Below are 15,162 nucleotides of genomic sequence, written 5' to 3'. Positions count from 1 at the left end.
GTGATGACAGATTGATAGATGTTTTGCGCGCGCGATGTTCCGCTGGAATATACAATCAAGGATTGTGTCTCGGGGCCGGTCGAATGTCCGGCGGCTGGCTCCGAGGAGCAGACAGTCAGAGCGCCTTCACGGATGGCTCTCGAAAAGCCCGATGTGAGTCGTTGGCCCGATATGCTCGCAAGGGGCTCCATCGATGCCGGCTCCTCGTTTGGAATTCGTCGTCAAGCTGCCGAGGCTATGGCAGGGCATTCCAGGACATAGCCAGCCGCTTGGATCACGTGGCCGCGCTTGCCTGCCAGTCCGATCTTTCGGGCGCTCATGGAGGCGGTTTTCCGAAAGTCCAGACAGGGGGCTGGCCGGTCCATCGGCGGGCGCTCGTGATGGTTGGCAAATGGTAGCAAACTGAAGAACATGCGGGTTCAGCTCAATTCGCCCACTCGGCTGGCACGAATGCTGCTAAAGATGTTGCCAAACGAGCGCTAGCTCCAGAACAATCAACGCGAGGGGACGTCCGGATGCCAGCCCGCAGCAGCCCATCCTTCATCTGAGACCAGCGACCAGGCGATCTCGCCTGTGCAGCATTGCGCCCGCGCGAACCGGGGCGGCAGTGCCTTCCGACGTGTGACTTCGGCCCGGCATGCAGTGGAGATGATGATGACAGGTGCGGACTCGAACGACCTGGATCCGCAGGAAACCCGCGAATGGCTCGATGCCCTGGCGGCGGTGAAGGGCCATCGCGGCGACGCGCGCGCCCAGTTCATCGTCGGCGCCGTGCTCGAGGCGGCCCGCCGCGAAGGCCTCCGGATCAACCAGTCGCTGACGACGCCGTATTGCAACACGATCCCGCTGCATCAGCAACCGGCGCTCCCGGGCGATCGCGCGATGGAGCACAGGCTGCGCTCGATCATCCGCTGGAATGCGCTCGCGATCGTGTTGCGGGCCAACAAGGAGAGCTCGGAGCTCGGCGGCCACATCGCGAGCTTCCAGTCGGCAGCCACGCTCTACGACATCGGCTTCGGCCATTTCTGGCATGCGCCGACCGAGAGTCATGGCGGCGATCTGATCCTCGTGCAGGGCCACAGCTCGCCCGGCATCTACGCGCGCGCCTTTCTCGAGGGGCGGCTCAGCGAGGAGCAACTGCTCAGCTTCCGCCAGGAGACCGGCGGTAAGGGTCTGTCGAGCTACCCGCATCCCTGGTTGATGCCGGACTTCTGGCAATTCCCGACCGTATCGATGGGCCTCGGGCCCCTGCTGGCGATCTATCAGGCGCGCTTCCTGAAATATCTCCAGAACCGCAGTCTGGCTGAAACGGCGAACCGCAAGGTGTGGGCCTTCATGGGCGACGGTGAAACCGACGAGCCGGAATCGCTCGGCGCGATTTCGCTCGCCGGCCGCGAGAAGCTCGACAACTTGATCTTCGTCATCAACTGCAATCTGCAGCGGCTCGACGGTCCCGTGCGCGGCAATGGCAAGATCGTCCAGGAGCTGGAAAGCGTATTCCGCGGCGCCGGCTGGAACGTCATCAAGGTGCTGTGGGGCTCGGGCTGGGACCGCCTGCTCGAGAAGGACAAAAGTGGCCTGCTGCTGAAGCGCATGGAGGAATGCGTCGACGGCGAGTATCAGGACTTCAAGAGCAAGAGCGGCGCCTATATCCGCGAGCATTTCTTCGGCAAGTACGAGGAGCTGAAGCAGCTCGTCGCCGACATGAGCGACGACGAGATCTGGAAGCTGGCACGCGGCGGCCACGACCCCGAGAAGGTCTTTGCGGCCTACACCGCCGCGGTGAATCACACGGGCCAGCCGACGGTCATCCTGCCGAAGACCGTCAAGGGTTACGGCATGGGCGAGTCCGGCGAAGGCCAGATGATCGCGCATCAAGCGAAGAAGATGACGCAGGATGCGCTGCGCGGCTTCCGCGATCGCTTTCAGGTGCCGATCGCCGACGAGGACCTCACGAAGGTGCCTTTCATCCGCTTGCCGGAAGATAGCCCGGAGATGCAGTATTTCCGTGCGCAGCGCGAAAAGCTCGGCGGCAGCCTGCCGCAGCGCCGGCGCAAGTCCGCCTCTCTGCAAATCCCGACGCTCTCGGCTTTCCAGCGTCTGCTCGAGTCTACCGGCGATCGTGAAATCTCGACCACGATGGCATTCGTGCAGATGCTCGGGAGTCTCGTGCGTGACAAGGCGATCGGCAGGCACATCGTACCGATCGTGCCCGACGAATCCCGCACCTTCGGCATGGAAGGCATGTTCCGCCAACTCGGCATCTATTCGTCGGTGGGCCAGCTTTACCGGCCGCAGGACGCCGATCAGCTGATGTACTACCGCGAGGACAAGAGCGGACAGGTCTTTCAGGAAGGCATCAACGAAGGCGGCGCGATGTCGAGCTGGATCGTCGCGGCCACGTCCTACAGCACGAACAACGTGCCGATGATCCCGTTCTACATCTACTATTCGATGTTCGGGCTGCAGCGCGTCGGCGATCTCGCCTGGCTCGCCGGCGACATGCGCGCACGCGGCTTCCTGCTCGGCGGCACCGCGGGGCGCACTACGCTCAACGGCGAAGGGCTGCAGCACGAGGACGGCCACAGCCACATCCTCGCGGCGACGATTCCGAACTGTGTGTCCTACGATCCGACCTTCGCCTATGAGGTCGTGACCATCATCCGTGAAGGCATGCGCCGGATGTACGAGGCGCAGGAGGATGTTTACTACTACGTCACGCTGATGAACGAGAACTATTCCCATCCCGCGCTGGCGGAGGCCGGCGAGGGGGCAGAGGAAGGCATTCTCAAGGGATTGTATCTCCTCAAGAGCGGTGGCGAGGCGAAGGCCGAGGGGCCGCGCGTCCAGCTGATGGGCTCCGGTACGATCCTGCGTGAGGTGATCGCCGCCGCCGATCTGCTCAAGACGGAGTTTGGCGTCACGGCGGACATCTGGAGCGCGACCAGCTTCAACGAATTGCGCCGCGACGGCATGGCGGCCGAGCGCTGGAACCTGCTGCATCCGACCGAGCCGCGCCGCAAGAGCTGGGTGGAAGCGCAGCTCGATGGCCATGCAGGCCCGGTCATCGCGTCCACGGACTACATGCGCAACTACCCCGACCAGATCCGCGAATACGTCCACGCCGCCGGCCGGCGCTACGTGGTGCTGGGCACCGACGGCTTCGGTCGCAGCGACTATCGCGTCAAGCTGCGGCGCTTCTTCGAGGTCGACCGCCACTACGTTGCGGTCGCGGCGCTCAAGGCGCTCGCCGACGACGGCCGCATCAAGCCGGGGATCGTCGCGGAAGCGATCGCGAAATATCAGATCGACACCGGGTGCGCTGCGCCCTGGACCCTGTGACGCAGCCAGCCGAGGACAAAGCGATGACTGGTGTGATCGACATCAAGGTTCCCGACATCGGCGACTTCAAGGACGTTCCGGTGATCGAGATCTTCGTCAAGCCCGGGGACCGGGTGAAAGCCGAGGACCCGCTGATTGCGCTGGAGTCCGACAAGGCGACGATGGAAGTTCCCTCGCCGCGCGAGGGCGTTGTGAAGGCGGTCGTCGTCGAGGTCGGCGACAAGGTGAGCGAAGGCACCGTCGTCGTGCAGTTCGAGGACGCCGGCGCTGCGCAGGCCGAGGCGCGCCCCGTGGTCAGCGCGCCGCCGTCGCCCGTGAACGCGCCGGCCGGTCGTGCCGAGGTGCGCGTGCCCGACATCGGCGACTTCAAGGACGTTCCGGTCATCGAGATCTTCGTCAAGCCGGGTGATACGGTGAAGGCGGAGGATCCGCTGATCGCGCTCGAGTCCGACAAGGCGACGATGGAGGTGCCCGCACCGCTGTCCGGCACCGTCGGCGAGATCAAGCTCAAGATTGGCGACAAGGTCAGTGAGGGCGCGATCATCCTGGTGCTGGCAACAGGTGAGACGCCTGCCGCGGCGAGCACGCCGGCGGTGGCCGCGCCGGCACCTCTTGCCGCGGCGCCGACGGCAGGCGCGGTCGACGATGCCGCTTTCGCGCTCGCCTATGCCGGGCCTGCGGTCCGCAAGCTCGCCCGAGAGCTCGGTGTCGACATCGGCAAGGTGAAGGGGACGGGCAACCACGGCCGCATCCTGCGTGAGGACGTCGAGGCCTTTGCCAAAGGAGGCGCCGCGCCGGCCAAGCCGCAGGCTGCTTCCACCAGCGCAGGCGGAGGTGCTGGCCTTGATCTCTTGCCGTGGCCGAAGGTCGATTTCGCCAAGTACGGTCCGATCGAGCGCAAGGAGCTCGGCCGCATCAAGAAGATCTCGGCGGCTAATCTGCATCGCAACTGGGTGGTCATTCCGCACGTCACCACCCATGACGAGGCCGATATCACCGACCTTGAGCAGTTCCGCGTGACGATGAACAAGGAGCTGGAGAAGAGCGGTGTCAAGCTCTCGCTGCTGCCGTTCATGGTGAAGGCGGCGGTGGCCACCCTGAAGAAGTTCCCTGAGTTCAACGCCAGCCTCGACGGCGATACGCTGGTCTACAAGAACTACTGGCACATCGGCTTCGCCGCCGACACGCCCAACGGCCTGATGGTGCCGGTGATCCGCGACGCCGACAAGAAGTCGATCCCCGAGATCGCCAAGGAGATGAACGACCTCGCCAAGCTCGCGCGCGAAGGCAAGATCAAGCCTGATCAGATGCAGGGCGGCACCTTCTCGATCTCCTCGCTCGGCGGCATCGGCGGCATCTATTTCACGCCGATCATCAACGCGCCTGAAGTGGCGATCCTGGGCGTCTGCAAGGGCTACTGGAAGCAGCATTCGGCCGATGGCAAGACCTGGAGCTCGCGCCTGACTTTGCCGCTGTCGCTGTCCTGGGACCATCGCGTCATCGACGGCGCCGCCGCGGCGCGCTTCAACGTTCATTTCGCCAACGTGCTCGCCGATCTCCGGCGCGTGCTGTTCTGACATCGAAGGAGAGAACGGCATGGCTGAGCTGATCGACGTCAAGGTCCCTGATATCGGCGACTTCAAGGACGTAGCCGTCATCGAGGTGCTGGTGAAGCCGGGCGAGACGGTCGCCGTCGATACCAGTCTCATCATCGTCGAGTCCGACAAGGCCTCGATGGAGATCCCGTCGTCGCATGCCGGCACCGTCAAGGAGATCCGGATCAAGACCGGCGACAAGGTCAGCGAAGGTTCGGTGATCCTCAGTCTGGAGGCGGCAGGTGCGGCGGCCAGCGCGGCGCCCGCCGCGGCGTCGCCACCGCCGGCCGCCGCTGCAGCTGCGGCGCCTGCGCCAGTCGCCGCATCGTCCTACGCCGGCAAGGCGGACATCGACTGCGAGATGCTGGTGCTCGGCGCGGGACCCGGCGGCTACTCCGCGGCGTTCCGCGCGGCCGATCTCGGTATGAAAACCGTCCTGGTCGAGCGCTACGACACGCTCGGCGGCGTGTGCCTCAATGTCGGCTGCATCCCGAGCAAGGCGCTGCTGCACACCGCCTCCGTCATCGACGAGGTCAAGCATCTTCCCGACCACGGCATCTCGTTCGGCGCGCCGCAGATCGACCTCGACAAGCTGCGGTCGTTCAAGGACGGCGTCATCAAGAAGCTGACAGGCGGCCTCGCTGGCATGGCCAAAGCGCGCAAGGTCGAGGTGGTGACCGGCGTCGGCAGCTTCGTCGATCCACATCATCTGGAGGTCACGACCGCGAGTGGCAAGACGACGATCCGGTTCGCCAAGGCGATCATCGCTGCCGGCAGTCAGTCCGTGAAGCTGCCGTTCCTGCCCGATGATCCGCGCATCGTCGATTCCACCGGTGCGCTACAGCTGAAGTCGATCCCCAAGCGGATGCTGGTGATCGGCGGCGGCATCATCGGCCTCGAGATGGCCACCGTCTATTCGACGCTCGGCGCGCGCATCGATGTCGTCGAGATGCTCGACGGCCTGATGCAGGGCGCTGACCGCGACCTGGTCAAGGTCTGGGAGAAGATCAACACGCAACGCTTCGACAAGGTGATGTTGCAGACCAAGACGGTCGGCGCGAAGGCGACCGAGGCCGGGATCGAGGTGAGCTTCGAGGGCGCGCAGGCGCCGGCCGGGCCGCAGCTCTATGACCTTGTGCTCGTGGCTGTCGGCCGCAGTCCGAACGGCAAGGCGATCAGCGCCGACAAGGCCGGCGTCGCCGTCACGGACCGCGGCTTCATCAACGTCGACAAGCAGATGCGCACCAACGTGGCGCACATCTTCGCCATCGGCGACGTCGTCGGCCAGCCGATGCTGGCGCACAAGGCCGTGCACGAAGGCCATGTGGCGGCCGAGGCCGCGCGTGGCGAGAAATCCTACTTTGACGCGCGACAGATCCCGTCGGTGGCGTACACTGATCCCGAGGTGGCCTGGGCCGGCAAGACCGAGGAGCAGTGCAAGGCCGAAGGCATCAAGGTCGGCAAGGCGGTGTTTCCGTGGGCCGCCTCGGGCCGGGCCATCGCCAACGGCCGTGACGAGGGTTTCACGAAACTGCTGTTCGACGCGACGACCCACCGCATCATCGGCGGCGGCATCGTCGGCACCCATGCCGGCGATCTCATCAGCGAGATCTGCCTGGCCATCGAGATGGGCTGCGAGCCGGCTGATATCGGCAAGACCATCCATCCACATCCGACGCTCGGCGAATCCATCGGCATGGCCGCCGAGGTGTTCGAGGGGCATTGCACCGATCTGCCGCCGCAGAAGCGGAAATAGGCGGACGACCGAGACGTAGACCGAGTGAGACCAGGGAGAGAAGATACGATGTCTGCAACCACCACCGCGGCACCGAAAAAGCCGTTCTACCGTGTCCTCTATGTGCAGGTCCTGGTGGCGATCGTGCTCGGCGTCATCGTCGGCTGGCTCTGGCCGGAGTTCGCCAAGAACGAATGGATCAAGGCGCTCGGCGACGGCTTCGTCAAGCTGATCAAGATGGTGATCGCGCCGGTCATCTTCTGCACCGTCGTCTCCGGCATCGCCCACATCTCCGAGGTCAAGAAGGTCGGTCGCGTCGCGGTCAAGGCGCTGATCTACTTCGAGGTGGTCTCGACCTTCGCGCTGGCGCTGGGCCTGATCGTCGCCAACGTGCTGCATCCCGGCGCGGGCTTCCAGGGCCAGACCAACGCCGCCGCCGTCGCCAACTTCGCCAAGCAGGCAAGCGAGATGAAGTCGGTCGACTTCGTCCTTCACATCATTCCGGACACCGTTGTGGGCGCCTTCGCCCAAGGCGAGATTCTCCAGGTGCTGCTGTTCGCGATCCTGTTCGGCTTCGCGCTGATGGCGCTCGGCGAACGCGGCCACACGATGCGGGCCTTCATCGACGACGCCGCGCACGCGATCTTCGGCGTCATTGCGATCGTCGTGAAGGCGGCTCCGATCGGCGCGTTCGGCGCGATGGCGTTCACGATCGGACGCTACGGGCCGCAGGCGCTCGGCAATCTCGCCGGCCTGATCGCGACCTTCTATCTGACCGCGCTCGTCTTCGTCGTCGTCGTGCTCGGGACCATCGCGCGCATTGCCGGGTTCTCGATCTTCAAGTTCCTCAAATACATCAAGGACGAGCTGCTGATCGTGCTCGGCACCTCGTCGTCCGAGAGCGCGCTGCCGCAGATGATGGAGAAGCTGGAGCGCCTTGGCTGCTCCAAGCCGGTCGTCGGGCTCGTCGTTCCCACCGGCTACTCGTTCAACCTCGACGGCACCAACATCTACATGACGCTGGCGACGCTGTTCATTGCCCAAGCGATGAACGTCGATCTCAGCTTCGGCGAGCAGATCACGATTCTCCTCGTCGCGATGCTGACCTCGAAGGGCGCCTCGGGGATCACCGGCGCCGGCTTCATCACGCTCGCCGGCACGCTCGCGGCCGTCAGGCCCGAGCTCGTTCCCGGCATGGCGATCGTGCTCGGCATCGACAAGTTCATGAGCGAGTGCCGTGCGCTGACCAATCTGTGCGGCAATGGCGTGGCCTGCGTGGTTGTCGCCTGGTGGGAGGGTGAGCTCGACCGCGACAAGCTGCGGGCGGCGCTCGATCGCGACATCGATCCGGCCGATATCGAGGTCGCGGTCACCACGGGCTGAGTGCGCAGGGAAAGTCGAGGACGACGATGGATCGGGATCTGAGGGAAGCCGCACTCGAATATCATCGCCTGCCGGCGCCGGGGAAGATCTCCGTGGTGCCGACCAAGGCCATGGCGACGCAGCGCGACCTGGCGCTGGCCTACTCACCGGGTGTGGCCGAGCCATGCCTGGTGATCGCCGAGGACCCGTCGCAGGCCGATGAGCTGACGGCGCGCAGCAATCTCGTCGCCGTCGTCACCAACGGCACCGCCGTGCTCGGCCTCGGCAATATCGGACCACTCGCGGGCAAGCCGGTGATGGAGGGCAAGGCGTGCCTGTTCAAGACGTTCGCCGGCATCGACGTGTTCGATATCGAGCTCGCCGAGACTGACCCGGACGCACTGATCGAGACGATCGCCAGGATGGAGCCGACCTTCGGCGGCATCAACCTGGAGGACATCAAGGCGCCGGAATGCTTCTACATCGAGCGCAAGCTGCGCGAGCGGATGAAGATTCCGGTGTTCCACGATGATCAGCACGGCACGGCGATCATCGTGGCGGCGGCGATCCTCAACGGGCTGAAGCTGGTCAAGAAGAACATCGCGGAGGTCAAGCTCGTGTGTTCGGGCGCGGGCGCCGCGGCGCTCGCATGTCTCGATCTCATCGTCAGCCTCGGGCTGCCGCGCGAGCGGATCATCGTCAGTGACGTGTTCGGTGTGGTCTATGCCGGACGCGCCGAAGGCATGGACGACAACAAGGCGCGTTATGCCGTGGCGACAGCCGCGCGAAAGCTCGAGGACGTCATCGAAGGCGCCGACATGTTTCTCGGCCTGTCGGCCGGCAACGTGCTGAAGCCCGACATGGTCAAGCGGATGGCGCGCGATCCGCTGATCTTCGCCATGGCCAATCCGACGCCCGAAATCATGCCGCAGGACGCGCTGGAGGTCCGCCCCGATGCGATCATCGGCACCGGACGGTCGGACTTCCCGAACCAGATCAACAACGTGCTGTGCTTTCCCTTCATCTTCAGGGGCGCGCTCGACTGTGGTGCCACCACAATCAACGAGGCGATGAAGCTCGCGACGGTGCACGCGCTTGCGGATCTTGCGATGACCGAAGTGCCCGAGGTCGTCGCTGCCGCCTACAAGGGCGAGGGGCTGCGCTTCGGCCGCGACTATCTCATTCCCAAGCCGTTCGATCCGCGTCTCATCGAGGTCATTGCCCCGGCCGTCGCCAAGGCCGCGGCCGACACCGGCGTCGCCCGGCGCCCGATCGCCGACATGGCCGACTATCGCTCGAGGCTGGCGCGGTTCGTCTACCGTTCCGGGAACGCCATGCAGCCGGTCTTTGCGGTGGCCAAGGCGAACGCCAAGTCGCTGCTGTTGGCGGAAGGGGAAGAGGAGCGCGTGCTGCGCGCCGCCCAGATCATCGTCGATGAAGGCCTCGCCAGGCCGCAGCTGGTCGGTCGGCCTTCGACGATCGACGAGCGGATCAAGGCGTTCGGCCTGCGGCTCAGGCCGGGCGACGATTGCGAGATCATCGACCCGCAGGACGAGCGGGTCTATGCCGCGTGTGCGGAGCTGTACCATGCGCGCCGCAAGCGCGACGGCGTCTCGGCCGGACTGGCCCTGTCGGAGACGCGGGGCAATGCCACGGTGCTCGCCTCGCTTCTGCTCGCGCGCGGCATCGGCGATGCCATGCTGTGCGGCGTGATCGGCCGGACGTCCGACCATCTGTCGGCAATCCGCAACGTCATCGGTACGAGGGACGACGTCTCGACGCTCGCGGTGATGCAGATGCTGATTCTCCAGCAGCACCAGCTGTTCATCTGCGACACCCACTACAATGCCGACCCCACTGCCGAGCAGGTCGCCGAGATCGCGTTGCTGGCGGCGGCTGCGGTCAGGCGCTTCGGCATCACGCCGCGCGTGGCACTGCTGTCGCATTCGAGCTTCGGCAGCTCGGCCGCGCCCGAGGCGCAGAAGATGCGCCAGGCCCGGGTCATCATTCACGAACGCGCACCTGCATTGGTTGTGGAGGGCGAGATGCGCGGCGACGCTGCGCTGTCGCAGACGGTGCTCGATCAGGAGTTTCCCGACTCGGACTTCGAGGGTCCCTCGAATGTGCTGGTCATGCCCAACCGCGACGCCGCCAACATCTCGTATAATCTGCTAAGGATGGCGGCGGGGCAGGGGCTCACCGTGGGAGGCATCCTGCTCGGTGCTGCAAAGCCGGCGCATATTCTGACCCCATCGTCCACGGTGCGGCGTATCGTGAACATGGCGGCAGTCGCGATGGCTGGGGCGGCGGTGCCGAAGACATGATGCATCAGGAGTGATTTGGGCGTCACTCCGCCGTGCCGCGGCCACGCTTGGAGAGGTTTGATGATGGCCGTTGCGCAGTCAGGTGTTCCTCGAATCGTGATCGTCGGCGGCGGTGCGGGCGGATTGGAGCTCGCGACTCGCCTCGGCGACAAATACGGCCGCAAGGGCAAGCTCGACGTGACCCTGGTCGAGCGCAACCGCACCCATGTGTGGAAGCCGAAGCTGCACGAGATCGCCGCCGGCAGCATGGACATCTCCGCGCACGAGGTCGACTATCTCGCCCAGGCCTATTGGCACGGCTTTCACTACCGCATCGGCGACATGATCGGCCTCGATCGCGACAAGCGCGAGGTGCTGGTGGCGCCTTATCTCGATGCGGAGGGACGCCAGGTCACGCCGCAGCGGACCATCCCCTATGACGTGCTCGTCATCGCCATCGGCAGCCAGAACAACGATTTCGGCACGCCGGGGGTCGTCGATCACGCGATCAAGCTGGAGTCACAGGCGGAGGCGAAGCGCTTTCACGAGCGCATGATCAATGCCTGCATCCGCGTTCATTCGCAGTCGTCGCCGATCGCCGCGCACCAGCTCAAGGTCGCGATCATCGGCGCCGGCGCGACCGGCGTCGAATTGGCTGCCGAGCTGCATCGCACGACGCGGGAAGTGGTGGCCTATGGTCTCGACCAGGTCGATGCCGAGAAGGACATCAAGATCACGCTGATCGAGGCCGCGGGAAGGGTGCTCCCGGCATTGCCGGAACGGGTCTCGCGCGAGACCGAGAAGCTGCTCGCAAGGCTGGGCGTCGAGGTCCTGGTCGGCGCCAAGGTCGCCGAGGTCGGGGCTCAACAAGTGAGCCTCACCGATGGCCGCGTCATTCCCGCCGAGTTGATCGTCTGGGCCGCGGGCGTCAAGGCGCCCGACTTCCTCAAGGACATCGCGGGCCTGGAGACCAACCGCATCAACCAGCTCGTGGTCAAGCAGACCCTGCAGACCACGCGCGACGCGCGCGTCTTTGCGATCGGCGACTGCTCTGCCTGTGCGTGGGGCGAGCGCGGCAACGTTCCGCCGCGGGCGCAGGCGGCGCATCAGCAGGCGTCTCACCTCTACAGGCAGATTCCGCGCTTCATCAGGGGCGAGCCGCTGAAGGACTATCGCTATCACGACTTCGGCTCTCTCGTGTCGCTCGGCGAGTTCAGCACGGTCGGCTCGATGATGGGCGCGCTGGTCGGCGGCAACCTGGTATTCGAAGGCCTGTTCGCGCGGCTGATGTATCTGTCGCTCTACAAGATGCACGAATACGCGCTGCACGGCCTCGCAAAGGTGACGCTGGATACGCTGGCGCGCCTGATCACCCGCCGCACCGAGCCGCACGTCAAACTGCACTGATGCGCGCAAGCCTCGTGCCCGACATCCGCTTCGCCGCCCCCGTCGGGGATGGCGATCGTGCTGCATTGCGGCATCGCCGGCGCCCGATTTTGCTGTCGCCTATTCCGGAGCAAGACCCTAGACTTAGGGCCCATGTGCGGGCGCGGTTGTCGTGGCCCGCCACGCCTAGGATTTGCCTGGTTCAGGAGATGACGGACCTTCCATTCCGGATCGGCCTCGAGGGACATCCCGAAGTCGCCGCGGTGGTCCCCAGGCGCGCGGGCTGGCTCGTTCGCGGACTTCTGGCCCTTGCGCTGGTCGGCGCCGCGGCGTGGCTCGGCTATGCCATCGCCTTCTCCCGCGGGCTGGATCAACTGCATGCCGCGGCCCAGCAGCGGCTCGCGGTCGAGGCCGCGCGGCTCGACGGCTATCTGTCGCGGTTCGAATATCTGCCGTCGCTGCTGGAGACGTCGTCCGACGTCTTCCGGCTGCTCGGCACGCCGGATGATCGTGCGCTGCAGCAAAACGTCAGCCTGTATCTCAAGTCGATCAACCTGCTGGCGGGCGCTGACAACCTCTACGTCCTGTCCGTTGCCGGTGATGCGATCGCGGCCGCCGACTTCGACCAGCCGGGCACGCCGGTCGGCAGCAACCTGTCCTACCGGCCCTATATGCGCCAGGCGCTGGCGAACGGCCGGGGGGCGTTCTTCGGAATCGGCATCACCAGCGCCCGCGCCGGCTACTATCTGTCCTATGCGGTCCAGCGCGAGGGACGGACGATCGGCGTCGCCGTGGTCAAGGTCAATCTCGACGCCTTCGAGCGCGAATGGCGCAACCGCGGCAGCGACATGGTTCTGGTCGACGCCCGCGGCGTGACGATCCTCGCCTCGCGTGACGAATGGCGCTTCCGCCCCTTGGCGCCGCTGTCGGTGGACGCGCTCGAGGAGATCGCAACGTCGAAGCCCTATGGCAGCTCGAGCCTCGCGCCGCTCGGCTGGACCTTCACGGAGACCGCGGATCGTGGTGGCCGGGTCTCGACCGAGCCCGGCGCGGTCTACAGTGTCGACGAACGTCCGCTCAACGGGCGGCAATGGCAGCTGCTGCTGCTCGACGACGAGACGCCCGTGCGGCGAACGGCCGTCGTCATCGGCGCATTGTCGGCGCTCGCCAGCATCGTTGCGCTGCTGGCCTTCGGCCTGTTCGCGCAACGAAGGCGGGAGATCAGGCAACGTCTGGCGAGCCAGGCCGCGCTGCAGGCCGCGAACGACAGGCTCGAGAGCCGGGTGCAGGAACGCACCGCCGAATTGCGGGCCGCCCAGGACGAGCTCGTGCATGCCGGCAAGCTGGCGGTGCTCGGCCAGATGTCCGCCGGGCTCGTGCATGAGATCAATCAGCCGCTGGCGGCGCTGCAGACCACTGCCGACAATGCCATTCAGTTCGTCGATCGCGGGCTGATCGGCGAGGTCCGCGGCAATCTCGTCCGGATCGGCGAATTGGTCCGCCGACTCGGCCGCCTGACCAGCCAGCTGCGGGTCTTTGCCTACAAGTCGAATAGCCCGCTCGACGTCGTGTCGGTCGAGCAGGCGCTGTCGGAGACGCTCAAGATCCTCGGTGGGCGGGTGAAGGAGGGAGGTGTCGAGCTGACGAGCGATCTCGCGCCAGGTCTCCACGTCACCGCCGATCAGACCCGGCTCGAGCAGTTGTTCTGCAACATCGTCGCCAATGCGCTGGATGCAGTCGAAGGCGCCGCGCAGCGGTCGATCCATATCCAGGCCGTGCGCGAGGACGGGCCGACGGCGCGGTGCCATATCACCATCAGCAACAGTGGTCCGGCGATTGCGCCCGATGTTCTGCAGCGCCTGTTCGAGCCGTTCGTGACGACCAAGCCGGCAGGCAAGGGCCTCGGACTTGGCCTCGTGCTTGCCAACCATATCGCGCGGTCGTTCGGCGGCGAGTTGCAGGCGAGAAATGGGGAGCCGACCGGTGCCGAGTTCGTGGTGCTGATTCCGCTGGCCGAGGTGACGAGATGTCCGCATGACAAATGAGCAGCCGGTCGGCGTGATCTATGTCGAGGATGATGACGACGTGCGCATCGGCGCCGTCCAGGCGCTCGAGCTCGCCGGGCTTTCGGTCACGCCGTTCGTCTCGGTCGAAGCAGCGAGCGCGATCGTCCGCGCCGACATGCCGTTCGTGATCGTGAGCGACGTGCGCCTGCGCGGCAGGAGCGGCACCGAATGGTTGTCCGAGCTGCACCGGCTCGACCCGGACCTTCCGGTCATCCTGGTCACCGGCCACGGCGACATCTCGATGGCCGTGCAGGCGATGCGCAACGGCGCCTATGACTTCATCGAGAAGCCGTGCTCGTCCGAACAGCTCGTCTCGGTCGTCCGCCGGGCGCTCGACAAGCGGCGCCTGACGCTCGAAGTGCACAGCCTGCGCTCCGCGCTGGCCGACCGCCAGGGCATCGAGGCGAGCCTGCTCGGGCGGTCGCCGCAGATCCAGGAGGTGCGCCGGCTGGTGGCGACCCTGGCCGCGACCAACGTCGACGTCACGATCTATGGCGAGACCGGCACCGGCAAGGACGTCGTCGCGCGCTGCCTGCACAAACACAGTGCGCGGCGCGCGGGCAACTATGTCCCGGTGAACTGCGGCGGCCTGCCGGAATCGCTGGTCGAAAGCGAGTTGTTCGGCCATGAGGCCGGCGCGTTCACCGGCGCGACGAAGCAGCGGATCGGAAAGATCGAATATGCCCATGGCGGCACGCTGTTCCTCGACGAGATCGAGAGCATGCCGCTCAGTGCGCAGGTCAAGCTGCTCCGGGCGCTGCAGGACCGCTCGATCGAGCGCGTCGGCTCCAACAAGCCGGTTGCGGTGGATTGCCGGGTGGTGGCGGCCAGCAAGGCCAACCTGCTCGAGCTCAGCGAGAACAAGCTGTTTCGCGCCGACCTGTATTATCGGCTCGGCGTCGCCTTCATCGAGCTGCCGCCGCTGCGGGAACGGCGCGAGGACATTCCGATCCTGTTCGAGCACTTCACGCTGGACGCCGCCAGACGTTTCGAGCGCGACGCGCCGATCATCGGTGACGAGACGATGTCGCTGCTGCTGACCTATGCGTGGCCGGGCAACGTGCGGGAGCTGCGCAACGTCGCCGACCGCTTCGTGCTGGGCGTTCTCGACAGCAAGGCCCTCAACAGATCGGCTTCCGGAACCTCGGAGCTGTCGCTGCCGCGGCAGCTGGAGAACATCGAGCGCTCGATCATCGAGGATGCGCTGCGCCGCAAGCTCGGTGACGTCCAGGCGACGGCGGCCTTGTTGAGCATCCCGAAGCAGACGCTCTACGACAAGATCAAGCGGCTTGCCGTCAAGGTCGACAGCATCAGGGATGGCTCGCTCGTTCGACCGGGATCCTGAGAGCGGGCGCACCGGCCGCCGCGACACG

8 protein-coding genes are annotated in these 15,162 nt (G+C 65.6%); all 8 read left to right on the top strand.

Annotation, left to right across the window (positions count from 1 at the left end; genetic code table 11):
* Positions 1-651: 651 nt before the first annotated feature.
* The 8 genes from aceE to LQG66_RS12785 all read left to right on the top strand — a co-directional run bounded on the left by aceE (position 652) and on the right by LQG66_RS12785 (position 15,134).
* The gene (gene aceE / locus LQG66_RS12820) at positions 652-3,342 is read left to right on the top strand and encodes a pyruvate dehydrogenase (acetyl-transferring), homodimeric type (RefSeq protein WP_249792954.1); all 2,691 of its coding nucleotides are present in this window, start codon (positions 652-654) and stop codon (positions 3,340-3,342) included.
* A gap of 23 nt (positions 3,343-3,365) precedes the next feature.
* On the top strand, positions 3,366-4,919 hold the full coding sequence (locus tag LQG66_RS12815; RefSeq protein WP_231326578.1) for a dihydrolipoyllysine-residue acetyltransferase: 1,554 nt from the start codon (positions 3,366-3,368) through the stop codon (positions 4,917-4,919).
* A gap of 19 nt (positions 4,920-4,938) precedes the next feature.
* The gene (gene lpdA, locus LQG66_RS12810) at positions 4,939-6,693 is read left to right on the top strand and encodes a dihydrolipoyl dehydrogenase (RefSeq protein WP_231326577.1); all 1,755 of its coding nucleotides are present in this window, start codon (positions 4,939-4,941) and stop codon (positions 6,691-6,693) included.
* Positions 6,694-6,741: 48 nt separating this feature from the next.
* Positions 6,742-8,055, top strand: a complete 1,314-nt coding sequence (locus tag LQG66_RS12805; RefSeq protein ID WP_231326576.1) for a dicarboxylate/amino acid:cation symporter — start codon at positions 6,742-6,744, stop codon at positions 8,053-8,055.
* 26 nt (positions 8,056-8,081) lie between these two features.
* Positions 8,082-10,358, top strand: coding sequence for an NADP-dependent malic enzyme (locus tag LQG66_RS12800; protein WP_231326575.1), 2,277 nt, complete (start codon positions 8,082-8,084; stop codon positions 10,356-10,358).
* Between the two features lie 63 nt (positions 10,359-10,421).
* Positions 10,422-11,744, top strand: a complete 1,323-nt coding sequence (locus tag LQG66_RS12795) for an NAD(P)/FAD-dependent oxidoreductase (RefSeq protein WP_231327769.1) — start codon at positions 10,422-10,424, stop codon at positions 11,742-11,744.
* A gap of 188 nt (positions 11,745-11,932) precedes the next feature.
* Positions 11,933-13,768 (top strand): sensor histidine kinase, encoded by a 1,836-nt coding sequence (locus tag LQG66_RS12790; protein WP_231326574.1) that lies wholly within the window; start codon positions 11,933-11,935, stop codon positions 13,766-13,768.
* Positions 13,758-15,134, top strand: a complete 1,377-nt coding sequence (locus LQG66_RS12785) for a sigma-54-dependent transcriptional regulator (protein WP_231326573.1) — start codon at positions 13,758-13,760, stop codon at positions 15,132-15,134. Before LQG66_RS12790 ends, LQG66_RS12785 begins: the two co-directional genes overlap by 11 nt.
* Positions 15,135-15,162: the final 28 nt, after the last annotated feature.

The organism is Bradyrhizobium ontarionense (genome assembly GCF_021088345.1).
Lineage (GTDB): Bacteria > Pseudomonadota > Alphaproteobacteria > Rhizobiales > Xanthobacteraceae > Bradyrhizobium > Bradyrhizobium ontarionense.
This window is presented reverse-complemented; position numbering and strand designations above follow the sequence as displayed.